At 34.8% G+C, this 25,084-nt stretch carries 26 protein-coding genes; 13 read left to right on the forward strand and 13 right to left on the reverse strand.

Going from position 1 to position 25,084, the window contains the following annotated elements; all coding sequences use genetic code 11:
• Nucleotides 1-9: 9 nt before the first annotated feature.
• From AC2A1D_RS09365 to flxA, 5 genes are all read right to left on the reverse strand, one after another.
• On the reverse strand, nucleotides 10-894 hold the full coding sequence (locus AC2A1D_RS09365; protein WP_484043377.1) for an LpxL/LpxP family acyltransferase: 885 nt from the start codon (nucleotides 892-894) through the stop codon (nucleotides 10-12).
• 79 nt (nucleotides 895-973) lie between these two features.
• On the reverse strand, nucleotides 974-1,225 hold the full coding sequence (locus AC2A1D_RS09370; protein ID WP_484043378.1) for a phosphopantetheine-binding protein: 252 nt from the start codon (nucleotides 1,223-1,225) through the stop codon (nucleotides 974-976).
• 6 nt (nucleotides 1,226-1,231) lie between these two features.
• The gene (locus AC2A1D_RS09375; protein ID WP_484043379.1) at nucleotides 1,232-2,452 is read right to left on the reverse strand and encodes a beta-ketoacyl-[acyl-carrier-protein] synthase family protein; all 1,221 of its coding nucleotides are present in this window, start codon (nucleotides 2,450-2,452) and stop codon (nucleotides 1,232-1,234) included.
• A gap of 87 nt (nucleotides 2,453-2,539) precedes the next feature.
• A complete protein-coding gene (gene flxB / locus AC2A1D_RS09380) occupies nucleotides 2,540-3,271 on the reverse strand; it encodes a flexirubin biosynthesis SDR family reductase FlxB (protein WP_484043380.1) in 732 nt (243 codons plus the stop codon).
• Between the two features lie 113 nt (nucleotides 3,272-3,384).
• Nucleotides 3,385-4,902: a flexirubin biosynthesis tyrosine ammonia-lyase FlxA gene (flxA, locus tag AC2A1D_RS09385; protein ID WP_484043381.1), complete on the reverse strand. Its 1,518-nt coding sequence runs from the start codon at nucleotides 4,900-4,902 to the stop codon at nucleotides 3,385-3,387.
• Nucleotides 4,903-5,002: 100 nt separating this feature from the next.
• On the opposite strand from flxA, the gene AC2A1D_RS09390 reads away from it, so the two are divergent.
• A complete protein-coding gene (locus AC2A1D_RS09390) occupies nucleotides 5,003-6,247 on the forward strand; it encodes an NAD(P)/FAD-dependent oxidoreductase (RefSeq protein WP_484043382.1) in 1,245 nt (414 codons plus the stop codon).
• Between the two features lie 31 nt (nucleotides 6,248-6,278).
• Here AC2A1D_RS09390 and AC2A1D_RS09395 read toward each other — a convergent pair whose 3' ends face one another.
• Nucleotides 6,279-6,821, reverse strand: coding sequence for a hypothetical protein (locus AC2A1D_RS09395; protein WP_484043383.1), 543 nt, complete (start codon nucleotides 6,819-6,821; stop codon nucleotides 6,279-6,281).
• A 151-nt stretch (nucleotides 6,822-6,972) separates the two neighbouring features.
• A complete protein-coding gene (gene flxY, locus AC2A1D_RS09400) occupies nucleotides 6,973-8,265 on the reverse strand; it encodes a flexirubin biosynthesis putative acyl-CoA ligase FlxY (RefSeq protein ID WP_484043384.1) in 1,293 nt (430 codons plus the stop codon).
• Nucleotides 8,266-8,508: 243 nt separating this feature from the next.
• Between flxY and ileS the strand changes: the two genes are divergently transcribed.
• The 7 genes from ileS to trpS all read left to right on the forward strand — a co-directional run bounded on the left by ileS (nucleotide 8,509) and on the right by trpS (nucleotide 15,397).
• A complete protein-coding gene (gene ileS / locus AC2A1D_RS09405; RefSeq protein ID WP_484043385.1) occupies nucleotides 8,509-11,898 on the forward strand; it encodes an isoleucine--tRNA ligase in 3,390 nt (1,129 codons plus the stop codon).
• 59 nt (nucleotides 11,899-11,957) lie between these two features.
• Complete coding sequence (locus AC2A1D_RS09410; RefSeq protein WP_484043386.1) at nucleotides 11,958-12,338, forward strand: TraR/DksA family transcriptional regulator; 381 nt, start codon at nucleotides 11,958-11,960, stop codon at nucleotides 12,336-12,338.
• 87 nt (nucleotides 12,339-12,425) lie between these two features.
• Complete coding sequence (locus AC2A1D_RS09415) at nucleotides 12,426-12,668, forward strand: DUF6576 domain-containing protein (protein WP_484043387.1); 243 nt, start codon at nucleotides 12,426-12,428, stop codon at nucleotides 12,666-12,668.
• Between the two features lie 42 nt (nucleotides 12,669-12,710).
• Complete coding sequence (locus AC2A1D_RS09420; RefSeq protein WP_484043388.1) at nucleotides 12,711-12,902, forward strand: DUF2683 family protein; 192 nt, start codon at nucleotides 12,711-12,713, stop codon at nucleotides 12,900-12,902.
• Nucleotides 12,902-13,543, forward strand: a complete 642-nt coding sequence (locus tag AC2A1D_RS09425) for a lipoprotein signal peptidase (RefSeq protein ID WP_484043389.1) — start codon at nucleotides 12,902-12,904, stop codon at nucleotides 13,541-13,543. Before AC2A1D_RS09420 ends, AC2A1D_RS09425 begins: the two co-directional genes overlap by 1 nt.
• A 42-nt stretch (nucleotides 13,544-13,585) precedes the next feature.
• Complete coding sequence (locus tag AC2A1D_RS09430) at nucleotides 13,586-14,230, forward strand: SanA/YdcF family protein (protein ID WP_484043390.1); 645 nt, start codon at nucleotides 13,586-13,588, stop codon at nucleotides 14,228-14,230.
• Nucleotides 14,231-14,428: 198 nt separating this feature from the next.
• Nucleotides 14,429-15,397: a tryptophan--tRNA ligase gene (gene trpS, locus AC2A1D_RS09435; protein ID WP_484043391.1), complete on the forward strand. Its 969-nt coding sequence runs from the start codon at nucleotides 14,429-14,431 to the stop codon at nucleotides 15,395-15,397.
• 107 nt (nucleotides 15,398-15,504) lie between these two features.
• Here trpS and AC2A1D_RS09440 read toward each other — a convergent pair whose 3' ends face one another.
• The 6 genes from AC2A1D_RS09440 to AC2A1D_RS09465 form a co-directional block, all read right to left on the reverse strand.
• Nucleotides 15,505-15,912, reverse strand: a complete 408-nt coding sequence (locus tag AC2A1D_RS09440; protein WP_484043392.1) for a hypothetical protein — start codon at nucleotides 15,910-15,912, stop codon at nucleotides 15,505-15,507.
• A gap of 69 nt (nucleotides 15,913-15,981) precedes the next feature.
• Nucleotides 15,982-16,677: a YjjG family noncanonical pyrimidine nucleotidase gene (locus AC2A1D_RS09445; protein ID WP_484043393.1), complete on the reverse strand. Its 696-nt coding sequence runs from the start codon at nucleotides 16,675-16,677 to the stop codon at nucleotides 15,982-15,984.
• A gap of 201 nt (nucleotides 16,678-16,878) precedes the next feature.
• Nucleotides 16,879-17,466 (reverse strand): RNA polymerase sigma factor, encoded by a 588-nt coding sequence (locus AC2A1D_RS09450; protein ID WP_484043394.1) that lies wholly within the window; start codon nucleotides 17,464-17,466, stop codon nucleotides 16,879-16,881.
• Nucleotides 17,467-17,659: 193 nt separating this feature from the next.
• Entirely contained in the window at nucleotides 17,660-18,148 is a 489-nt protein-coding gene (locus AC2A1D_RS09455; RefSeq protein WP_484043395.1) for a hypothetical protein, read from the reverse strand.
• Between the two features lie 81 nt (nucleotides 18,149-18,229).
• Nucleotides 18,230-19,510 (reverse strand): methionine adenosyltransferase, encoded by a 1,281-nt coding sequence (gene metK, locus AC2A1D_RS09460; RefSeq protein ID WP_484043396.1) that lies wholly within the window; start codon nucleotides 19,508-19,510, stop codon nucleotides 18,230-18,232.
• Between the two features lie 232 nt (nucleotides 19,511-19,742).
• Nucleotides 19,743-20,693, reverse strand: coding sequence for a hydrogen peroxide-inducible genes activator (locus AC2A1D_RS09465; protein WP_484043397.1), 951 nt, complete (start codon nucleotides 20,691-20,693; stop codon nucleotides 19,743-19,745).
• A gap of 109 nt (nucleotides 20,694-20,802) precedes the next feature.
• Between AC2A1D_RS09465 and AC2A1D_RS09470 the strand changes: the two genes are divergently transcribed.
• The 5 genes from AC2A1D_RS09470 (at nucleotide 20,803) to AC2A1D_RS09490 (ending at nucleotide 25,084) form a co-directional block, all read left to right on the forward strand.
• On the forward strand, nucleotides 20,803-22,290 hold the full coding sequence (locus AC2A1D_RS09470; protein ID WP_484043398.1) for a catalase: 1,488 nt from the start codon (nucleotides 20,803-20,805) through the stop codon (nucleotides 22,288-22,290).
• Nucleotides 22,291-22,398: 108 nt separating this feature from the next.
• On the forward strand, nucleotides 22,399-23,163 hold the full coding sequence (locus AC2A1D_RS09475) for an enoyl-CoA hydratase-related protein (protein WP_484043399.1): 765 nt from the start codon (nucleotides 22,399-22,401) through the stop codon (nucleotides 23,161-23,163).
• Nucleotides 23,164-23,202: 39 nt separating this feature from the next.
• Entirely contained in the window at nucleotides 23,203-23,631 is a 429-nt protein-coding gene (locus tag AC2A1D_RS09480; protein ID WP_484043400.1) for a deoxycytidylate deaminase, read from the forward strand.
• A gap of 26 nt (nucleotides 23,632-23,657) precedes the next feature.
• Complete coding sequence (gene xerD, locus AC2A1D_RS09485; protein ID WP_484043401.1) at nucleotides 23,658-24,569, forward strand: site-specific tyrosine recombinase XerD; 912 nt, start codon at nucleotides 23,658-23,660, stop codon at nucleotides 24,567-24,569.
• Nucleotides 24,569-25,084 carry an NUDIX hydrolase gene (locus tag AC2A1D_RS09490; RefSeq protein WP_484043402.1) on the forward strand — a complete coding sequence of 172 codons (516 nt, stop codon included), beginning with the start codon at nucleotides 24,569-24,571 and terminating at the stop codon, nucleotides 25,082-25,084. Before xerD ends, AC2A1D_RS09490 begins: the two co-directional genes overlap by 1 nt.

The raw sequence follows: 25,084 nt of genomic DNA on the forward strand, positions 1-25,084 counted from the left end.
GCTCTTAATTTACTCTACATCATCCCAAAAATCGAAGTAATTGAACCATTGCAAAGGATATTTTGCAACCATCGATTCCAGATTTTGAGTATAGGAATGTAGTAAACCTTCTGCGTCGCGCTTTTTCACGTTTTCTGCTCTTCGTGCGTACAAATGATAATGAAGATTTTTTTCTTTCATCACATAGACATACACAACGGGAACATTTAAACGAGAAGCAATAAGAAATGGTCCTGCTGGAAATTTTGCAGACTTGCCTAATAAATCGGCTTCCAAGAATTTTGAACCTTCAAAATAGCGGTCGCCGGTAAAACAAATAAGTTCGTTATTCGATAAAGCTTCGTTGATTTCAAAAATGTGCGACATGTCGTCTTTCACATAAATAAATTTCATGTTACTTTTCTTTACCGAAATACTTTCAAGGTACTCTTTAATCACCGTAACTTCCTGGTCTGTCGTAACTAAGCTAATTTGACAATCGAAATCGATATCGGCAAAAAAGTGTTCTGCAACTTCAAAATTACCGATGTGTGCACTGATAAGAACGCCACCTTTTTTCTCTGCTAAAAGTTGACGAAGAATGTCGATTCCATCAAATTCGTAGGTATATTTTTCTCGCAAACCGGCAGAAATTGCAGTTTTGTCGATAAGAACTTGCCCGAAAGTAAAATAGCTTTTGTAAACCGAAACTTTAGCTTTCCAGCCTTTAAAATTCAGTCTTTTTTTGAGGTAATAAGAAATGTAAAGATTGCTTTTCTTTTCGAAAAGAAAATAATAGCTGGCTACGAAATACAACACAAAATATGAACTTCGGACTCCGATGTTTTTGATGCACCAAACGAAAATCTTATAGCCTAAAATGTTGCCTTTCGATTTCCCTTTCCATTTATTCATAGTTTTTAATTTACCAATGTAGCAGTGTATCAATGTAACAATTATTATTAAATTGCTAGACTGTTACATTGCTAGATTGTTATATTTTTTGAGCGATTTTATTTTCAATAGCTGAATAAAAATCGTTGAATGTAACCATTTGTTTAAAGTCTGCCTCGCCTAATTTCACACCGAAATTAGATTCGATAACCACTACAAGGTCTATATAATCTAAGCTGTCTAAACCTAAAGTAGTTTTAAGATTCGCCTCATTGCTGATTTCGTCTTCGTCTACTTCAAATTCATTTACCAAAAAACCGTTGACAATGTCAATAATTTCTTCTCTGCTCATATTTGTCTAATCAAATTTTTTAACTATTAATGCTGAATTGGTTCCTCCGAAACCAAAAGAATTCGACAAAAATACGTCAATTTTTTGATTTTTTGTTTCTGCAATTAAATTTATCCTTTTTGCCTCATCATCAGGATTTTCTAGGTTGATATTTGGTGCGACGAAATTATTCTGCATCATCAAAATTGAATAAATCACCTCACTTGCACCCGCCATCCAACATTCATGTCCCGTCATAGACTTGGTAGAACTCACTGGAACTTCGCCTCCAAAAATTTCAAAAATAGCTTTTGCTTCATTGCTATCGCCAATTGGAGTAGACGTTGCGTGAGCGTTGATGTAATCTATATCTGCAGCTTGAAGTGTAGATTGTTGCAAAGCTCTGTTCATCGCTAAAGCCGGTCCATCCACATTTGGAGTTGAAATATGACCACCGTTGGATGAAAAACCATAGCCAACAATTTCAGCAAGAATATTGGCGCCTCTTTTTTGAGCAGATTCAAGGCTTTCTACAATTAAAGTTGCCGCACCTCCACTCGGGATTAACCCATCTCTTCCACTATCGAAAGGTCTTGATGCTTTCTGTGGCTCGTCTTCTCTTGTCGAAAAAACGCCTAAACCATCAAAACTCGCCATAGAATAATGATTGGTTTCTTGTGCACCTCCACAAACAATCATTTCCTGAAACCCATTTTTAATCATCATATACGCCAATCCTAAAGAGTGAGAACCGCTTGCACAAGCAGCACTAATCGTTAAATTAATTCCTCGAAGTTTAAAAATAGTTGAAAGATTCATGGTAACGGTAGAATTCATCGATTTAAAAATCGCTCCGCTTCCCATTAAAGTATTATCTTTTTTCTCGCGCGCAATATCGATGGCTTCTACCACCGCTTGAGAAACGCTGTCGTTTCCGTATAAAATACCAACTTCATGAGCATCAAGAAAATCTTGGTCAATTTTTGCTTGCTTTAAAGCATCAACTGTGGCAAGATAAGCATATTCGCTTTCTTCGCCCATGCTTACGCGCTGTCTTCTACTGAGAAGACCTTTTAAATCAGGTTTTGGAACAGAGCCCGTTAAACCAGACCTGTACCCAAACTCTTTTCTATTTTTATCTAAAATTATCCCGGATTTCCCTTGGTAAAGAGATTCTTTTACTTCTTCCAAAGAAGTTCCAATGCAGGAATAAATTCCCATTCCGGTTATGACAACTCTATTTTCCATCTTTTCAAATTTAACAATGTATCAGTCTAGCAATGTAACAATTAAAAACATTGATAAACTGGTAAATTGCTACATTGTTACATTATTTTATGAATAAATTCCTCCGTTAATATTAATAATTTCACCTGTAATGTAAGACGCTTTTTTAGAGGCTAAAAATGCAACTAAATCTGCCACTTCTTCTGCTTCACCGAAACGATTTGCAGGAATCATCGCTTTTAATTCATCTTCGTTGAATTCTTGCGTCATATCGGTTTTAATAAAACCTGGAGCCACCGCATTTACGGTAATATTTCTTTTTGCCACTTCTTGCGCTAAAGCTTTTGTAGCACCTACCAAAGCTCCTTTTGCAGCGGAATAATTGGTTTGCCCTGCAGTTCCTTTCACTCCAGAAACGGAAACCATATTGATGATTCTTCCGTATTTATTTCTCAATAATTTTTGAATGAAAAAATTGGTTACGTTATAAAAACCGTTCAAACTGGTATTGATTACGGAGTTCCAATCTTCGCTTGGCATCCACATAAATAAGCCGTCTCTGGTGATTCCGGCGTTGTTTACAATTACTTCAACAATAGCTTTAGGATTATTTTCCTGCCATTCTGTTAAAATATTTTTTGTTTCTTCGGCATTTCCCACGTCGAATTTTAGGATTTCTCCTGTTGCTCCCAATTCTTCAACTTTAGCTAAAGTTTCCTTTGCTGCAGCTTCATTAGAAGTATAATTAATCAAAATATGATAATTTTTTTCTTCTGCTAATTTTAGGCAAATTGCTCTACCTATTCCTCTTGAACCACCGGTTACAATTGCACATTTCATGTGTGAACTTTTAATTTTTTCTTTATTTTTTTTAAATTATTGATCCATTTTAATGACGTTTATCAATAATCCAATTATTAATTCCAAGGAAATCTTCGGCTTGGTATGTTAAGCTATTTCTTTAAATAATCTTTCACTTTCTGCAAGTAAGGATACATCACCATATCTTCCGAAAAAGCAGGAATTATTTTTCTGATTTCATCATATAGCTCTTTTGTAGCAGATGAAACTTTATCTTGATATCCCAAATATTCAATCGCCTGAACAATCGTAATGGCTTCAATAGAAAGAACTTCAAAAGCATTTTCGATTACTTTCCTGCAGATTACCGCAGAGTTGGTTCCCATGCTTACAATATCCTGATTATCATTATTATTCGGAATACTGTGTACATACATCGGGTTTGAAAGTGTCTGGCTTTCCGCAGTAGTTGAAGTTGCTGTGAACTGAACTCCTTGCATTCCAAAATTGAAACCTAATTTCCCAAGATTTACAAACGGTGGGAAAATTTCATTAATTTTTGCATTCAAAAGATAGTTCAATTGCCTTTCTGCCAACATCGTTAATTTGGTAACCACTATTTTCAGCTTATCCATTTCCAAAGAAATATAATCTCCGTGGAAATTTCCACCGTGATACACATGTTGGTCTTCTACATTAATAATCGGGTTGTCGTTTGCAGAATTGATTTCGTCTTCCAAAATCTGCTCTGTAAACTCCAAAGTATCCAAAACCGGCCCTAAAATTTGTGGCACACAACGAATAGAATAATACTCCTGAACTTTATCTTTAAAGACCGTTTCCTGCTCTTCAAAACGAGTATACAAATGCTCCGCCCTTTTTCTAACCAACTGGCTGTCTGATAAATGATTTCTCATTTTCTCAGCTATTTTTTGTTGCCCAACGTGTCTTTTTGTATTATTTAAAGCCTCAGAAAGGTGGTCGTCATATGCAAGAACCAACTCATTGATTGCGCAGGAAAGCTGTAAAGAAATTTCAGTTAATTTTCTAGCTTTATGTGCATTAACGATACCAATTCCAGACATTACGGAAGTTCCGTTCATCAAGCCAAGACCTTCGCGAATTTCTACTTTAATCGGTTCCAGATTTTCAATCTCGAAAACTTCTTTCGTAGATTTTCTTTCCCCTTTGTAGAAAACTTCTCCTTCACCGATTAATACCAAAGCTAAATGAGCCAACTGTACCAAATCGCCACTCGCCCCCACTCCACCGTGTTCAAAAATAAGCGGCGTAACATCTCTGTTTATTAATTCTTTAAGTAAAAAAATTACCGAACTATGAACCCCAGAATTCCCACGAGAAAGCGTGTTTAATCTCGCCAACATCGCTGCTTTTACCTCATCTGCAGGAAGCGGATTTCCAATACCAGAAGAGTGGCTTCTAATTAAATTATACTGAAGCTGGTTTTTGTCTTCATCACTAATTTTAAACTGAGCCATCGGTCCGAAACCGGTATTAACTCCATAGATGATTTTATCTTTAGAAAACTCTTTCAAAAACTGAAAACTCGCGTCTACTCTTGCGATGAGTGATTCGTCAAGGTCAATCTTTTTTTGGTTAAATATAATTTCCTGAAAATCTTTCAGTTGTAAAAAGTTATTTATTTTCATCAATCAAAAACTAATTATGTCTAATTTTGTAATACATTAAAAATTTGTATTGCTTACTTTGGGCAAAGATAAAAGTAATTATCAAAATAAAAAATCGAAGATGAATAAAGAATTTGTAGACGTTCTCGTAATTGGAGCAGGTCCTTCCGGATGTGTATCTTCTTCATACTTAAAGAAAAACGGCATCAACGTAAAAGTTGTAGAGAAAACTTTATTTCCCAGACTGGTGGTTGGAGAAAGCTTAATTCCACGAGTAATGGATCATTTTGATGAAGCTGGGCTCTTTCCCGCTCTGGATAAAATGGGTTTTGAAAAAAAACTTGGCGCCAGATTTTTAAGAGGTGATGAAGTTTGCGTTTTCGATTTCAGTGATAAATTTGGTGAAGGTTGGGATTGGACTTGGCAAGTTCCAAGAGCTGATTTCGACCATACTTTAGCCCAGGAAGTCATCAACAAAGGCATCGACCTTGAATTTGAAACAGAAGTTATAGGCATCGAATTTAACGTAACAGATTCTGTAACTACGGTAAAAAATAAAAATGGTGAAACCAAAGAAATACACGCCAAATTCGTAATCGATTCTAGCGGATACGGAAGAGTTTTACCGAGACTTTTAGATTTAGAAAAACCATCGAAACTTTCGCCTCATTCTGCTATTTTCTCTCATGTAGAAGACATTAATCGTGAAGAAGGAACAGAAGGAACTTTAATTTCTTTTGATATTATTGAAACTGAAGTCTGGCTTTGGGTAATTCCTTTCTCTAATGGTAAAACGAGTTTAGGAATTGTTGGCCCAACCGATTACATCGAAAAACTTTCTGAAAACGGAGACACAACAGAAGCTTTAAGAAAAGCAATCTCTCTTTCTGATTACTACGTAAAACGTTTTGGTGATGTAGAATTTTTATTTGAACCGAAACTTTTAAAGGATTATTCTTGCTCGGTAAAAGCACTTTTCGGAGATGGATTTGCACTTACAGGAAACGCTTCTGAGTTTCTAGACCCCGTTTTCTCTTCAGGAATGGCTTTTGCAACAGAATCCGGAATGTTGGCTGCAAAACTTGCTTTAAGACAATTAAATGGTGAAACTATCGACTGGCAAAAAGAATATTCTGATTATATTTTATATGGCGTTGATGTTTTTTCGACCTACGTAAAAGAATGGTACACAGGAAACCTTCAGGAACTTTTCTTCCACCAACCGGAAAACATTGAAATTAAACGTAAAATCTGCGCCGTTCTTGCAGGATACGTTTGGAACAAAGAAAATACTTTCGTGAAAAAACACAATACAGCGGTAAAAAACCTTGCTGAATTGATACGAAACGAAAAAATGCAATCATAAAAAAACCGGTCTAAATTGACCGGTTTTCTATTTATTTTATCACTTTTCTAATTTCTTTTCCTATAGACTTCCCTGTTGCTTCATAAGCTCCTGCTATTCTTCCGTATTCCATCACAAAATATTTATTTTGCGGTTTACCTAAAATCATATCTCCTTTTAGCTTCATTACAATACGTTCAGGATTTTGTGTTTCTACGAAGGTGAGTTCTGAAGTAAGCTTCCCTTCTTGCCCCATGATTCCACCATGCCAACCTGCGTAAATCCATTTTGTATCAATAATCAATGTAAATTTCGCATTGCTAATATTGTTAGAAAATTTTACTTTACGAGATTTTTCATTAATCCCTTTCAAAAAATAAGAAATGTATTCAGTTTCTTTAAATCTTTGCCATTCTTCCATCCACTTTTTCCAAGCTTCTTCCCCTTTTTTAGCAATTGTTTCTTTTTCTCTTTTTTCTAAATATTGGTCTTCACTATAGTTTTCAACTTGAAAAAGCACATTATTAAATTTAAGCTGAACATTTACCTCAGTCTGGTCACTTAAAAACCCGAAATTACCTTGTTGAACTAGCAACTTGTTTTGTGAAAAAGCAAAAGCTGTAATCGCCAAAAATAAACTAAAAATAATTTTTTCATACTGTATATTTAAGTTCGCAAATATAATATTTCATCTTAAATTAGAACTTTAAATTCATTTTAATATTTCAAATTAAAATGAATAAACATCACCTCAAATCTACAAACGTAATAGGTTTTCTAGAATTGGGATGGAAAACGATTTTAGACAAAATATCAAAATCTATCAGTTCGATTTTAGGGCTTACTCTCAACTTTGCTCTGAAATGGTCGCGAACTTCAGCAACAAAACCATCACTTTCTTGTTCTGTACTTAGTTTAATAATAATTTCGTCTAAACCAATCTCACTCGATTGAATTACAATTTGATAACAAGAAATCCCTTCAAAATCGTTGAGAATATCCGTCATCGCAGGAGGATACAAAGTTGTACCTTTATATTTAATCATTTGCTGCTTTCTTCCAACAACAGGGCCCAATCTCATAGTATTTCTACCGCATTTACAAGGTTCGTAATGAGCTTTAACTAAATCTCCCGTTTTAAACCTCAACAAAGGAACTGCTTCAACACCCAAAGTTGTAATAACCAATTCGCCACTCTCGTTTTCGGCAACTGGATTTCCTTCATCGTCAAGAATTTCCGTAATTAAAAGTTCAGGATGATGATGCCCTCCAACATGAAACTCGCATTCTGTGAAAGCGGTACTCATTTCCGTGGAAGCATAGGTAGAAAACAACTCAATATTCCATTTTTCTTTAATTTTTTGGGCTAAAATATTATCAGAAAAGTCTTGATTTTTTATGCTTTCACCAATGCAAACCGCTGCTTTTATGCTAGAATTTTTATAATCTAAATTATTTTTCTCCGCAAAATCTATCATTTTTAACAAGAACGACGGAACAGTAATTAAATACTTCGGTTGGTAGCGAAACACCGAATCCCATTGCAGTTCCGGAATTCCAGGCCCCATTCTTACAACGCTTGCTCCTAATTTCCTCAATCCTAAAAAATAAGCAAGACCCGCCATAAATCTTTTATCGATGGTGGTAATCATTTGCACTACATCGCCTTTTTTAATTCCGGCACAACGTAAAGAAATTGCTTCATTGTAAGCAATTCTTTCTAAATCTTCATCCGAAAGTCCAAAAGTAACGGGGTCGCCTAAAGTTCCGGAAGTCGTGCTGTAATCCACAATTTTATCTTTAGAAACACAGAAAAAATCGTCATTGAATTGCTGTAAATCATTTTTGGTGGTCACAGGAATTTTCTGCAAATCCTCCAATGTTTGAATTTCAGAAATATTAATTTGATGTTCTGCAAATAATTTTTGGTAAAACGGCGAATGTTCTTGAAGGTAACACAACAATTCTTTCAGTTTTTCTTCCTGAAAGGTTTTTATTTCCGGCAAGTTTGCTCTTTCGATTGAGGGTTGAAATTCCAAAATGTAGATTTTAAGACAAATTTATTTAATTTAAATTTAAAAAGATTCAACAAATTAGAACGTTCATAATATCCGCTTGTAATTAAATTCAAAAATCAACAATTCGCAAATAAAACGGCAGTTTATTTATTTTTCTGAAATTGAATATTTTAATCGATGATATCAAAATAAAACATATATTATAAACCGACAAAAATCACTAAATTTGCAAACTTAATTAATCAACGATATTGAGATATTACAATGAGCCAGTTTAAAGAATACAAAAACCTCAACCTTATTGACGTAGCCGAGAATGTAGCGGAATTTTGGAAACAAAATAAAACTTTCAATAAAAGTGTTGAGATTCGTGAGGGGCAACCTGAGTTTGTTTTTTATGAAGGTCCGCCTTCAGCAAACGGTATGCCTGGAATTCACCACGTAATGGCCAGAGCGTTGAAGGATATTTTCTGTCGTTATCAAACCCAAAACGGGAAACAGGTTTTCCGTAAAGCGGGTTGGGATACACACGGACTTCCGGTAGAGCTTGGCGTGGAAAAAGAATTAGGAATTACGAAAGAAGATATTGGCAAAAAAATATCTATCGAAGATTACAACAAAGCTTGTCGTGAAGCCGTAATGCGTTATACAGACGTTTGGAATACCCTTACCGAGAAAATCGGATATTGGGTAGACCTAGACGACCCTTACATCACGTACAAATCTAAATACATGGAAACGGTTTGGTGGTTGCTAAAACAGCTGTACAGCAAAGAATTGTTGTATAAAGGCTACACTATTCAGCCATATTCGCCGAAAGCGGGAACTGGTCTTTCTTCTCACGAGTTGAACCAACCCGGAACTTATCGTGATGTTTCCGACACCACAGTTGTAGCTCAGTTTAAAGCTAAAAAAGAAACTACTGAATTATTTAACGATGTTGATGGTGATGTTCACATCTTGGCTTGGACGACAACTCCTTGGACCTTGCCTTCAAACACGGCTTTAACAGTAGGGAATAATATCGATTATGTTTTAGTAAAAACATTTAACCAATATACTTTTGAGCCTATCAATATTGTTTTGGCTAAAGCTTTAGTAGCAAAACAATTTGGTAAAAAATATGCAGAAGGAACGGCTGAAGATTTTGCTAATTATACTTCTGAAACAAAAGTAATTCCTTACCAAGTTTTAAAGGAATTTAAAGGTTCTGAATTGGTAGGAACGTACTATGAGCAATTAGTTCCTTGGTTTTTACCTGCAGAAAATCCTGAGCAAGCGTTCAGAGTAATCCCTGGAGATTTTGTAACTACAGAAGACGGAACAGGTATCGTACACACAGCTCCAACTTTTGGTGCAGATGATGCGAGAGTTGCCAAAGACGCAGGCGTTCCGCCAATGTTGGTGAAGGACGAAAACGACAACTTGGTTCCTTTGGTAGATTTACAAGGTAAATTCATTAAAGGAGAAAATGTTCCTGAATTATTCTCAGGAAAATACATCAAAAACGAATACTACGACGAAGGAACTGCACCAGACAAATCTTGGGATGTTGAATTGGCAATTTTGTTGAAAACTGAAAACAAAGCCTTCAAAGTTGAAAAATATGTTCACAGCTACCCACATTGTTGGAGAACAGACAAACCCGTTTTATACTATCCGTTAGATTCTTGGTTTGTAAAAATGTCACAAGTTAAAAATCGCTTGGTAGAACTCAACGAAACCATCAACTGGAAGCCAAAATCTACAGGAGAAGGACGTTTTGCCAACTGGCTTGAAAACGTAAACGATTGGAACCTTTCCCGTTCAAGATATTGGGGAATTCCTTTGCCAATTTGGAGAACAGATGATTTGAAGGAAGAAAAAATAATCGGTTCTGTAGAAGAATTATATAACGAGATCGAAAAATCTATTGAAGCTGGATTCATGAAAGAAAATCCGTTCAAAGGTTTTGTAATTGGTGATATGTCTGAACAAAACTATTCTTTGGTAGATTTACATAAAAATGTAGTAGACAAAGTTGTTTTGGTTTCAGATTCTGGAAAAGCAATGAAACGTGAAAGCGACTTAATCGACGTTTGGTTCGATTCAGGTTCGATGCCTTATGCACAATTGCACTACCCTTTTGAGAACAAAGAATTAATTGATTCTAATAAAGCTTTCCCTGCGGATTTCATCGCAGAAGGAGTAGACCAAACTCGTGGTTGGTTTTACACACTTCACGCAATCGGAACGGCAGTTTTTGATTCAGTTGCTTATAAAAATGTAATGAGTAACGGTCTTGTTTTAGACAAAAACGGACAGAAAATGTCTAAACGTCTTGGAAATGCTGTAGACCCGTTCGAAACTTTAGCAGTGTATGGACCAGATGCAACACGTTGGTACATGATTTCTAATGCAAATCCTTGGGAAAACCTGAAGTTTGACATCGAAGGAATTGATGAAGTAAGAAGAAAATTCTTCGGAACTCTTTACAATACATATTCATTCTTTGCGTTGTATGCGAACGTAGACGGATTTAATTATTCAGAAAAAGAAATTCAAAACAGACCAGAAATCGACAGATGGATTTTATCTGAATTGAATCTTTTAATAAAAGAAGTAAAAGCGTTCTACGAAGATTACGAGCCAACAAGAGTCGCAAGAGCCATCAATACTTTTGTGAATGACAACTTGTCTAACTGGTACGTAAGATTGTGTAGAAGACGTTTCTGGAAGGGAGATTACTCAGAAGATAAAATCTCTGCTTACCAAACTTTATACACTTGTCTAGAAACTGTAGCCAAATTATCGGCGCCAATTGCTCCGTTCTTTATGGACCAATTGTACCAAGATTTGAACAAAGTTACAGGAAAAGAAAACTGCGAATCTGTACACTTAACCGACTTCCCGGTTGCTGATGAAAGTTTAATTGATACCGATTTGGTTGAAAAAACACATTTAGCACAGAACATTACAAGTATGGTTTTCTCTTTAAGAAAGAAAGAAAACGTAAAAGTTCGTCAACCATTGCAGAAAGTGCTGATTCCTGTCTTAGACGCTAAAACTGAAGAGCAGATTTTGGCAGTGGCAGAATTAATTAAACAAGAAGTAAATGTTAAAGAATTGCAATTAATTAATGCTGAAGAAGCTTCACATTTAATTGTAAAACAGATAAAACCTAACTTCAAAACTTTAGGTTCTAGGCTTGGAAAAGACATGAAAGCTGTTGGTAACGAAATCAATAATCTTTCAGGAGAGCAAATTGCTTCTTTAGAAAAAGAAGGAAAAATGGATATACTTGGATATGAAATTACGTTGAACGACGTAGAAATTTCAACAAAAGATATTCCGGGCTGGACGGTGACTTCAGATGGAAAAACTACTGTGGCATTAGATTTGACGTTGACAGAAGAATTAAAATCGGAGGGAATTGCAAGAGAACTGATTAATAGAGTTCAAAACATCAGAAAAGATAAAGACTTTGAACTTACAGACAGAATCAGAATCTCTATAGAAGAAAACTCACCATTTATAAACGATATTCTTAAAAATGAAGCGTATATTTCTGCCGAAGTATTGTCGGATAAAATAGAAATTGTATCTTCACTTTCAAATTTTAACGATATCGAAATAGATGAGGTTAATTTTAAAATAAATGTTGAAAAAATTTAACTTATAGTTATTGTTTTTCAAATTCCAATTCATAATTTTATTAAATAAAGAAAAAGACCATGTCAGACGAAAGAGTACGTTACAGCGATGCTGATTTACAGGAATTTAAGGCAATCATTAAAGATAAAATAGAGAAAGCTGAGAATGATTTGAAACTAATCAGAGAGAGTTTCATCAACGACCAAAACAATGGAACGGATGATACATCACCTACCTTTAAAGCATTTGAAGAAGGTGCAGAAACTTTGAGTAAGGAGCAAAATTCGATTTTAGCAGGAAGACAGGAAAAATTTGTACGCGACCTTAAAAACGCTTTGATAAGAATTGAAAACAAAACTTACGGCGTTTGCAGAGTAACCGGAAAACTAATTCCTAAACCAAGACTATTGGCTGTTCCTCACGCTACACTAAGCATCGAAGCTAAAAATATGCAGAGATAATACATATTTTTATTTAATTATAATAAATTTGGGTTTATATTGTATCTCGCGGTACTTTATAAACCTAATTTTTAATATATACTTCCCATGGAATTAGTAATTTTGGCACTCATTATTGTGGCTGTTCTTGCATTTTTCAACAAAGACAAAATTAAAGACAAATTTTTTCCAGATGACCAGAAAAATTACACAATAGATGATAAATTTAATTCAGACAAAAGGGAAAGAGAAAAAGAAATCGACAGACTTCTGAGCAAAATGGGCAAAAACGGAATAGAAGACCTTTCTGCGAAAGACCGCAAAAGATTGGACGAACTTTCGAAAAAATAAACCTTAAACTACACTCAGACAGATAAAAAAACAAATTGTAAAATGGAAGCATTAATTGTACACCCCAAAAACCAAATGGAGCTGAATGCGATAAAAAGCGTTATGAAAGATATGGGAATCCGTTATGAAAAATTTCATACAAGAGGCGCAAAAACTCAAAACTTCGAGCCTCGCACTCCTAAAAAAGAAAAACCAGCAAGAAACTTTAAAGACAATCCAAAGAAAGATAAGTAATGAAGAAGATAGCATTAGTAACCTTTCTGATTCTTTTGATTGACCAAGCGTCAAAAATCTATGTAAAAACCAATTTCGAGCTTAACGAAAGTATCCCCGTAATCAACGGTTTTTTTAATAAAACATTTGTTGAAAACCCAGGAATGGCTTATGGATTTCAATTTGGCGGAATTATCGGAAAATACTTTCTCGTTTTAGTAAGAGTTTTCTTGATTGGAGGAATGGTTTACCTGTTCAAAAAATGGCTTCAAAGAGGAGAATCTAACTACCTTTTGATTCCGATGGCTATGATTTTTGCAGGAGCAATTGGAAACCTAATTGACGGTATGTTTTACGGATTAATTTTCGACTCAGGAACTGTTTTCGACGAAAATACAGGAAGATGGATTGGTTATGGAGGTGTTTCGAAATTTGTCCCTTTTGGAGAAGGCTATTCTCACTTCATGAAAGGCTGCGTTGTTGATATGCTGCATTTCCCGATTGTAGATTGGTACGTTCCGGAAAGCTGGCCAATAATTGGAGGAAAACACATTGAATTCTTCAAATATATTTTCAATATTGCCGATTCTGCCATTACAGTAGGAGCTGCATTGTTATTAATTTTTAGAAAAAAAGCATTCCCGAACGGATTAGAATTTTAAAATATTTCATACTTTTATGAAACCTTTAAGGTCGAAAATTGTATGAAAAAATTAATAAAAAACACTATTAAAATTTTCCTGCTACTTTTTGTGGCAGGAATTATTTTTATCGTTTGGTCAAACTTTACCATTAAAGACCAAGCCGAAGCGTACGTTTCCTCTGATATTTCAAAACTTCCTACGGAGAAAGTCGGGCTTTTATTAGGAACCAGCAAAACGCTTTCTAATGGAGCGCCAAACGCTTATTTCTTTAACCGAATTGATGCTGCAGCAGAATTGTATCATTCAGGGAAAATTCAAAATGTTATTGTAAGTGGCGACAACTCTAGAAAAGCCTACAACGAGCCTGAAGAAATGAAAAACGAGCTCATCAAAGCTGGAATTCCAGCCGACAAAATTTTTGAAGATTTTGCAGGTTTCAGAACTTTAGATTCTGTATTGAGGGCGAAAGAAATTTTCGGACAAAACTCTTACATCATTATTTCGCAGAAATTTCACAACGAAAGAGCGGTGTATTTAGCACGAAAAAACGGCATAAAAGCTTTCGGCTACAATGCAAAAGACGTGAATAAATACGCAGGTTTTAAAACCAATGCAAGAGAAAAACTCGCCCGAGCCAAAGTTTTCTGGGACTTTATGTTTGGCGTAGAACCGAAATTTGGTGGGGAGAAAATTTTGATTCCGTAAATTTAGCCTATTGCTGATTTAAGAGTCAGAAAAACCAATACGAAATATTTAAATTTAGGCTAAAGCCATTCCTTGTAAAACTTTTAAAGCGGACTAAAGTCCGCTCCTATTGATAGAAATTCACAATCATCTGTGTAATCTGTGGGATTATACCTAAATTTGCAATTCGAAAAATTTTATTTAAATAAATTTAAAACAATGTCAAGAATTCTTACCGGCATTCAAGCCACCGGAACACCGCATTTGGGAAACCTTTTAGGTGCAATTATTCCTGCAATTGAGCTTTCAAAGCAAGCAGGAAACGAATCGTTTTTATTCATCGCAAACCTTCATTCTCTTACGCAGATAAAAGACGCAAAAGAACTGAAACAGAATACCTACGAGATTGCTGCGGCTTGGCTTGCTTGTGGACTTGATACCGAAAAAACCTTCTTTTACAGACAAAGCGACATCCCTGAAACGTGTGAACTTTCTTGGCATTTGTCTTGCTTTTTTCCTTATCAAAGACTGACTTTGGCGCATTCTTTTAAAGATAAAGCAGACCGTTTGCAAGATGTAAACGCAGGTTTATTCACCTACCCTATTTTGATGGCTGCAGATATTTTGTTGTATGATGCAGAAATTGTTCCTGTCGGAAAAGACCAGCTTCAACATTTGGAAATTGCGCGCGACGTGGCTTCAAGGTTCAACAATCAAATGGGAGAAGTTTTTGTTTTGCCACAATCTGAGCTTCAGGAAGACACCAAATATGTTCCCGGAACCGATGGCAACAAAATGTCTAAATCTAGAGGAAACATCATCAATATTTTCTTACCAGAAAAGCAATTGAAAAAGCAAGTAATGAGCATTGAAAGTGATTCTAAATCTCTAGAAGAACCAAAAGACCCTTCTACAGATAAAACTTTTGCGATTTACGAACTTATTGCTACACCAGAACAAACAGAAGAATTAAGAGCAAAATATTTAGCTGGAAACTTCGGTTACGGTCACGCAAAAATGGAACTTCTAAATCTTATTTTAGAACGTTTTGCAAAAGAAAGAGAGGTTTTTGCCTATTACATGAACAACTTAGACGAATTGGAAGCAAAACTTCAAGAAGGCGCAACAAAAACCAGAGTTGTCGCTCTTGAAACCATGAAAAGAGTAAGAGAAAGTTTAGGAATTTAATGCTAAATTTTCTTTGCGATATAGTTTCGGCGGCGCCAAAGGCGCCGCCGAAACTTATAAAAAACCGGCTCTTCTACGAAGAGCCGGTTTTTTTTTATCATTCCTATTTATTTAACAGAAATATTCAGCGTATAATTTGCTTTTACATTTCTTCTGGCATCATTTCTCATTAAATATACCCTAATTTTATATGTCCCTGTTTGAGATAAAGTCCCCGCAAAAGAATTCCCTTCATTGCTTCCTGTAAAGATAGACTCGTCATTAGAACCTGGAGGAAGAACATTAAAGAAATTACTCTGTTTATTCGTTTTAAAATCAACTTTCAGTGTTTGATTTTCTTTTGCAGAAACCGTATAATCAATCGTCTGATATCCCGTAACGGAACCTGTAATAGCTGCTGAAGATTTGCCTGCCGCAAACTTTACTGCTTTTGTCGTTATTTGCCCAAATACGGTTATAAAACCGAAAGTCAATACGAGCAAAAATAATCTTGATAAGAAATTTAACTTTTTCATTTGGTGATATTTAGTGATTATAAAATTAAATAAAAAACAAATTCAAAAATCAAAACTCTTATTTAATTTTTACAAATATTCTTTTATTTGTAGCAAACTCTCAATTGCCTTCAAGCTATCATCATGTCTCTTTTCGCGCAAAACATTAAAGAAAATCACATCCATACCAAAGTTTTGAGCGCCAATAACATCTGCAATCCAATCGTCTCCAATTAAAATACTTTCTTTCTTTGATGCATTCGCTAAATGCAAAGAATGCTCGAAAATTGCAGGATTAGGTTTTCTTACACCAACAGAATCGGCACTGGTAATCGTTTGAAAGTAATGGTCTATTCCTGAAAGAATACACTTTCTCTCGGTGACTTCCTGAAATCCGTTTGAAATAATATGAAGAGTGTAATTTTTAGACTTTAAATATTCTAAAATAATTTCAGCACCTTCTACCAAATGATTAAAGTTGAGAATTTTATCTAAAAAATGCTCTTCGAAATACATCGACAACTCAAGATTATCTATCCCAAAATGGTTGAATGTATCATAAAAACGGTGCTTTCTCAGATAACTTTTATCAATTTCACCATCCCGAATTTGTTCCCAAAGCTTTTCGTTTATTTCATGATAAACTGAATGGAATTCTTCAAAATCTATGTTGTATTTTAAGGCAATTTCTTCTTTGGTAAAAAGTGCTTTTATCGTAAGATAAGCGTTTCTGCGATGATCCCAAAGTGTATTATCGAGATCAAAAAAAATGTGCTGAATTTTCATACAGCACAAATTTAGTAATTTTAATTTTTCGTAACGTGATAGTGAGAATCCTTCACTTTCATAACTTCTATATTTTTTGAGAATTTAAGCAAAAAATCAATAGTTTGCTTTTTTGGTTTCAAACTTTTCGCTTTTAAAGAATCGTTATTTTTCATAGGCTATGGTTATGTTTTCTTTAAAAACGAAAATTATTCCATTTTATTATCTTGTGAGAATAATATTCTTCTCTTCCATGATTTTTCTTAAATTTATTAAAGCATAGCGAACCCTTCCCAACGTCGTGTTAATGCTCATATCGGTATGTTCAGCGATTTCTTTAAAGCTTAATCCATCAAAAAACCTGAGTTTTATCACCTCTTGTTGGTTTTCAGGTAAAAAATGAAGCATTTTTAATAAATCTTCCTGAATTTGAAGGCTCACTAACTGATCTTCAATATTTTCTGAAGGCTCTCTAATTAAATCAAAAATTGAAAAATCTTCACTTTCGAAAGTAGTTTCAGATACTTTTACATTTTTTGCTTTAGCACGAAAATGGTCAATAATTAAATTTTGTGCAATTCTTTTTGCCCAAAGTATGAATTTACCTTCTTCATTATAACGCCCTTCTTTTAGCATTACAATAATTTTGATAAATGTATCTTGAAAGATATCATTGGCAAGATCTTCGTCATTAATCTTATAAACAATAAACGTAAAAAGCTCATTTTGATGGCGATAAATAAGGGTGGATAATGCCTCTTCATTTCCGCTCTGATAGAGCGCGATTAAATTGCTATCTGTTGGTTTCATAACTTTACTTCTTCTAAATTATTATTATCGCATACTTTCCTTTTTCCCGGTTTATACCTGGTTTATAAAGGGGAGTGTAAGCAATTTTCAGAGTAAAGTCTTTTCTATAGCATCGAATTATGCTGTAAATATAAATAAATTTTTAATAAATGTTAAACTTTTATCAATTAACATTCAAAAAAATTAATTTTTTCTATTTAAACATATCATAAATTGCCACTGTTGGAATATTTAATGTGAAATTGATATTTAACCCTTTCAACTCTTTCCCGTTTAGCCTTGAATCTGCAATAGGAAAAGCATAACCTCCTGTTAAATCCACAATTCCGAATAGACTAAGTCCTACTTTTGGAGCTACATATTTATTGGTTCCTTCTGCTCCTACGATAAAATAATACGAGTGGTAAAAGTCTACATCTTTTTGAAAATTAAGCAAAACATCGGCTTGTAATTTTGGCATAATCGCAAATTCTGAATGTGCAGAACCCATTAAAGCAGATGCTCCCAAACGATAAATTACATCGTCGTTCTTTAGAAACATCAATTTGCCACCAACCTCTCCAAAGCTTTGATTTTGATAAACATATCCTACATGTATCATTTTATGCACTGTATATTGCGCCTTCGCCAAAAAACCTGTGATAAAAAGAGAAAATATAATGAGTGCAAATCGCATATTCATGGTAAAAAATTTAAGTGTAAAAATAAAAAAAACTGCTTTAGCATTTTCATGTTAAAGCAGTTTCTATACCGAAAAGAAGATTTACAAACCGAAAGCCGATTTAATTTCTTCTACTTTGTCTAATTTTTCCCAAGTGAAGAATTCCAAACCTTCAAGAGTCAACTCATTTTTCTGCCCTTTGTTGAAAGTTTTATTAGCTACATAGCTTTCTCTTCCCATGTGACCGTAAGAAGCCGTTTCTTGGTAAATAGGGTTTCTCAACTTCAAATTCTGCTCGATTGCGTAAGGTCTTAAATCGAATACAGTTGATACTTTTTTAGCAATATCTCCATCATTTAAACCTACTTTAGAAGTTCCGTAAGTATTGATGTATAAACCACAAGGTTCTGCAACACCAATTGCGTAAGAAACCTGTACCAAAACTTCGTCTGCAACACCTGCAGCAACTAAATTTTTAGCAATGTGTCTTGTAGCATAAGCTGCACTTCTATCTACTTTTGAAGGATCTTTTCCAGAGAAAGCACCACCACCGTGAGCTCCTTTACCACCGTAAGTATCTACGATAATTTTTCTTCCTGTAAGACCTGTATCTCCGTGAGGACCACCGATTACAAACTTCCCAGTTGGGTTGATGTGATACTTAATTTGATCATTAAATAATGCTTTGATCTCTTCAGTTTGCAAAGCAACCACTCTTGGAATCAAAATATTTTTAATGTCTTCTCTAATTTTATTGAGCATTTCTTCTTCAGTTCCGAAATCATCGTGCTGAGTAGAAACTACGATAGAATCAATTCTTACAGGTTTGTGATCGTCTGAATATTCGATGGTAACTTGAGATTTTGCATCTGGACGAAGGTAAGTAATTGCAGAATTTTCTCTTCTCAAAGCAGAAAGCTCTTTTAGAATTGTATGTGCTAAATCTAAAGCTAAAGGCATGTAATTAGCCGTTTCGTTGGTTGCATAGCCAAACATCATCCCTTGATCTCCTGCTCCTTGAGCATTTGCTTTCGCTTCAAAAGATTCGTCGTTTACAGCTCTGTCTACACCTTGGTTAATGTCTGGCGATTGCTCGTGAATGGCAGAAATTACCCCACAAGAATCTCCATTAAACATATACTCTCCTTTTGTATAACCAATTCCGTTGATTACCTCTCTGGCAATAGTTTGTACATCAAGATAAGCATCAGATTTCACCTCTCCTGCCAAAACTACCTGTCCTGTAGTAACCAAAGTTTCACAAGCTACTTTAGACGACTGGTCGTAAGCTAAAAAGTTATCGATCAACGCATCGGAAATCTGATCGGCGATTTTATCCGGATGCCCTTCTGAAACTGATTCAGACGTAAATAAATAAGACATATTATTTTTTTGTTTTTTTTAATTAAAACTGATGAGGAAAAATAGTAAATAATTGCCGGAAATAGCTCAAAAAAAGAATACTGTTTTAGCATATTTTTATAGAGGTTGCAATCAGGTCAAATTTTTCCTCGTTATCAAACGTCTGCAAAGGTAAGTACTATTTTTCTAATACTCAAAACTTTTCACATTATATTAAAAATGAGAAAGATCAGACTTTCGCCTGACCTTTCTTCTATTGCGGTTTTATACTCACAAAATCTTTTGGATTTTGATTGTAGCTTAATTTATTTTCTAAAGATTTCTTTATTGAACCACCCAACTCGTCAATAATTTTTTGCTTGAACGTTGGCTTATAATAAATAATGCTGATCTCCCTGTACGGAAACGGCTTTTTAAATCTAAATACTTTTGATTTTTGCTCTTCAGAAAGTTGGTTTAACGCAAGTTCCGGCAAAATACTAATACCACCAACTTTATCTACCATCTGCACCAAGGTTTGAATATTAGACGCCAGGAAATCTAAATTTTTCGGTTTTAAAGTATTTTCTTTTAGATGACAAATATTTTCAAATTGATTTCTTAAACAATTTCCTTCTTCCAAAAGCCATACTTTTTCCACATTAAGCTCTTCTGGAACGATGAAAGAATTCTTTTTCTTAGATTCGTTATCAGAGCTATAAATCATCAACTCTTCATTAAAAAGGAAGTCTTGATAAAATTCGTTGGCATTATCATAAGGTGTAGAAATAATCCCGGCATCCAACTCACCACTTTTCAATGCTTTGATGATATTATCCGTCGTCATCTCTTTTACATTCATCTGAATTTTAGGATTTTCCTGAAGAAAACTAAAAATTTCGGTTGGAAGAATAAACGATGAAACCGTTGGGATAATTCCTAAATTAATTGTCCCACCCAAAATATTATTCAAAAGATTGGCTTTATTTTTGAGCTCGTTTACCGAATCGATGATTACTTTAGCTTGGTCAATAATTTGTGAACCCACATCAGTCGTACGAATAGGATGCGTAGTTCTGTCGAAAACCTTCACATCCAGCTCATCTTCAAACTTCTGAATCATGGCACTTAAAGTTGGCTGTGTAATAAAGCAAGCTTGCGCAGCTTTACCAAAATGTTTATACTTATCTACGGCGATAAGATATTCCAATTGCTGAATGTTCATCTGATTAATATTATCTATTACAAAGATATAACGTTTTTGCATTAGGCAATTAAAAATTCATCTAAATTTGAACTTATATATTGAATTAACCCCGACAAATCATAACGATATGGATACCAAAAAATTAACCACAAGCAGCGGAGCCCCTTATTATGAACATCAAGACTCACAAACGGTAGGAGCAAGAGGCCCGGTTCTTCTTCAAGATTTTATTCTACAGGAAAATTTAGCTCATTTTGTGAGAGAAAGAATACCAGAAAGAATTGTTCACGCGAAAGGTAGCGGTGCTTATGGAAAATTTACTGTAACCCACGACATTTCAAAATATACGAAAGCGAAATTATTTGCTAACGTTGGAAATTCTTGCCGAATGTTTGCAAGATTTTCCACAGTTGGAGGCGAAAAAGGAAGTGCAGATACCGCAAGAGATCCAAGAGGCTTTGCTCTTAAATTTTATACTGAAGACGGAAATTGGGACTTAGTTGGAAACAACACACCTGTATTTTTCATTAAAGACGCTAAAAAATTTCCAGACTTTATTCATACACAAAAAAGAGTTCCTAAAACCAATTTAAAAAGTGCTACGATGATGTGGGATTTTTGGAGTTTGAATCCAGAATCTTTGCATCAAGTAATGATTTTAATGTCAGACAGAGGTACACCTTATGGATATAGACATATGCATGGTTTCGGCTCTCACACTTTTTCTATGATTAATGATAAAAACGAGAGAACTTGGGTAAAGTTTCATTTTTTAACAAAACAGGGCATTAAAAACTTCACAAACGAAGAGGCTATAAAAATGGCAGGTGAAAATCCTGATTTTGCACAAGAAGACCTTTGCAATGCTATTGAAAACGGTGATTTCCCAAAATGGACGATGTTCATCCAAACTATGACAGAAGCACAAGCAAAAGAATTTCGTTGGAATCCTTTTGATGTAACAAAAGTATGGTCGCACGACGATTTTCCTTTGCAAGAAGTGGGCGAAATGGAACTGAACGAGGTTCCTGTAAATTATTTTGCACATGTAGAACAGGCTACTTTCTCTCCAAGCAATCTTATCAACGGAATTAGTTTCTCGCCAGACAAAATGCTTCAAGGAAGATTATTCTCCTATCCAGATGCGCATCGCTACAGAGTGGGTGTAAACTCGCATTTGTTGGAAGTAAATCGTTGCCCTTTTGCGGTAAATAATTACCAAAGAGACGGTTTCATGGCAGATTCAAGCCAATATCAAGATAAGCCCAACTACCACCCAAATAGTTTTGATGATATTAAACCAGATTCTTCGTATAAAAATTTCGAATATGAATTGGATAGCAATCATGTAGCCAACTACAATCGAAACGAAAATGACGACGACCATTACACGCAACCTGGCTTATTATACACCAAAGCAATGAAAGCGGAAGACCGAGAAAGACTTATTCACAACATTACGGAAAGCATGAAAGGAATCTCTGGTCCTAAAAGAGAAGAAATCATCAACAGACAGCTTTGTCACTTTTTCAGAGCCAATATAGAACTGGGAATTAAGGTAGCTTCAGCGCTTCAAATCAGCATCGATGCAAACATGATGAACCATTCAAAATAAGTATCCACACACATAAATTAAAAAAAGAGGAAAAAAAATACACTTTTTCCTCTTTTTTTAGTGAAAAATTTTTAATTTGCGTATTATTATTAGATTAAGCGAAAAATAATGTTCGAAAACATCCTTTTAACGAAAGAAAACAAAATTTCTGTAATTACAATTAACAGACCTTCAAACCTTAACGCATTAAATTCTAAGACAATTCAGGAGCTAAGCGAGGCATTCGGGAATCTGGAAAAAGACCCAGAAGTACGTGTAATTATCTTAACAGGAAGCGGTGAAAAGTCTTTCGTTGCAGGAGCAGACATTAAAGAATTTTCAGATTTCGGACAAAAAGAAGCGGAAGAATTGGCGAGAAATGGTCATAACTCCCTTTTTAATAAGATTGAAAACCTATCGAAACCTGTAATTGCTGCCGTAAATGGTTTTGCATTGGGTGGAGGTTTGGAATTGGCAATGGCATGTCATATAAGATATGCTTCAGAAAACGCCAAACTAGGTCTTCCGGAAGTAACTTTAGGCTTAATTCCGGGATATGGAGGTACGCAACGTCTTCCAAAATTAGTAGGAAAAGGTATTGCAAACGAGATGATCTTTTCTGCTAAAATGATTACCGCTCAAAGAGCAAAAGAAATTGGGCTGGTAAACGATGTATTTACCATCGAAGAATTATTAAATAAAACAAAAGAGAACGCAGCAACGATTGCACAAAACTCGCCAATGGCGATTGCAAAAGCGATAAGCGCTGTAAATCTTTCAGACACAGATAAAGGATTTGATACCGAAATTAAATATTTCGGAGAAGTTTTTGAACTTGAGGACAAAAAGGAAGGTGTTACAGCTTTCCTTGAGAAAAGAAAACCCAATTTTTAAAACTTAAAAAGAATTACCAAAATTATTTCAAAAAAACTGATGCAGAAGTATAGTAAGTTCGACAAAGCTTATTTGAAAATGGCTCAAGAGTGGGCAAAACTTTCTTACTGTAAAAGAAAACAGGTAGGAGCACTAATTGTGAAAGACAGAATGATTATTTCAGACGGTTACAACGGTACCCCTTCCGGTTTCGAAAACTGCTGTGAAGATGACAACGGACAAACCCATTGGTACGTATTGCATGCCGAAGCCAACGCAATTTTAAAACTTGCAGGCTCTACACAATCTGCCAAAGGCTCTACGCTTTATCTCACCCTTTCTCCCTGCAAAGAATGCAGTAAACTGATTTTACAAGCAGGAATTGAAAAGCTGGTCTACATCAATGCATATTCAGACGATGAAGGGATCACATTTCTAAAAAATCATAATATTGAAATAATACAGGTAAATGAAGATGATTTAAATTAGAAAACAAATAAAAAAAAAACACACAAATGACTTGGGACGAAAAAATTAAGGATTTTGAAATGTTTCTTCGTTTTGAAAGAAATTTTTCAGAAAACACTTTGGATGCATACATCAGAGACATCAGAAAATTGAAAGATTATTCTGAACAAAATCTCGAAAATATTGGCCCAGACAGCATCTCGTACGAAAACCTTCAAGAGTATATTTTTGCACTTAGCAAACAGAAATTTAGTGAAAGATCACAAGCAAGATGGATCTCTTCTATTAAAGCATTTTTTAGATATTTAATGGAAGATGAAATTCGTGAAGACAACCCTTCCGCTTTGCTTGAAGGCCCAAAATTAGGACTATACTTACCTGATACATTAAGCCTTACCGACATCAACAAAATTATCGGAGCCATTGAAGTTTCTTCAAAAACAGGAAAAAGAAACCAATGTATTATAGAAGTACTTTATGGATGTGGGCTTCGCGTTTCAGAATTGATTGATATTAAAATTTCAAATATTAACTTTAACGAAAATTACATCCAAGTAACTGGAAAAGGAAACAAAACCAGATTTGTACCCCTTGCAAGTTACACTGCTGAATTGATACAGGAATACATCAAAGAAATACGATCAGAATGCAAAGTAACCAAAAAGCATGAAGATACTCTTTTCCTAAACAGCAGAGGCACAAATATGTCGAGGGTAATTGTATTTTTAATCATTAAGGAGCTTACAGACAAAGCGGGTGTAAGCAAAAAAATATCACCACACACATTTAGACACTCTTTTGCTACGCATTTGCTTCAGAACGGCGCAGATTTAAGATTTATACAAGAAATGTTGGGGCATTCGAGTATTACAACAACAGAGGTTTATACTCATTTAAAAAATGAAGAATTGAGGGATGTTATCTTAAACTATCATCCTAGAAATGTAAATATTGCATAATGAAAAACTTAAGTTTCTGCCCTAGTTGCGGAAAACAAACTTTAAATTGGGATCAAGAAAAAAAATGGAGCTGCACGCAATGCAGCTTCGTTCTTTACAACAATGTAGCAGGAGCGGTTGCCGTGGTTATTAGAAGCGGAAACGAGCTTTTCCTTACCAGAAGAAACCAAGAACCTAAAAAGGGAAAACTTGATATGGCGGGAGGATTTATCGACCCCAAAGAATCTGCTGAAAACACTTGTAAAAGAGAACTTTTTGAAGAGCTAAAACTTACTATAGACACATCTCGTCTACAATACCTTGCAAGTTTGCCCAACGTCTACCAATACAAAGAAATAGATTACAATACAATCGACCTTTTCTTTGAATATAATGTGGAAGAAAAATTTGCAGTAGACCTAGAACTTTCAGAAATTTCTGATGCAGTTTGGATTCCTTTAAAAGAAATCAATTTAGACGACATCGCGTTTGATTCTCAGAAGAAATTCTTGGCAAATTACCTTAAAAATAATTAA

This window comes from Chryseobacterium sp. HNCC26DJ239, from assembly GCF_057180445.1.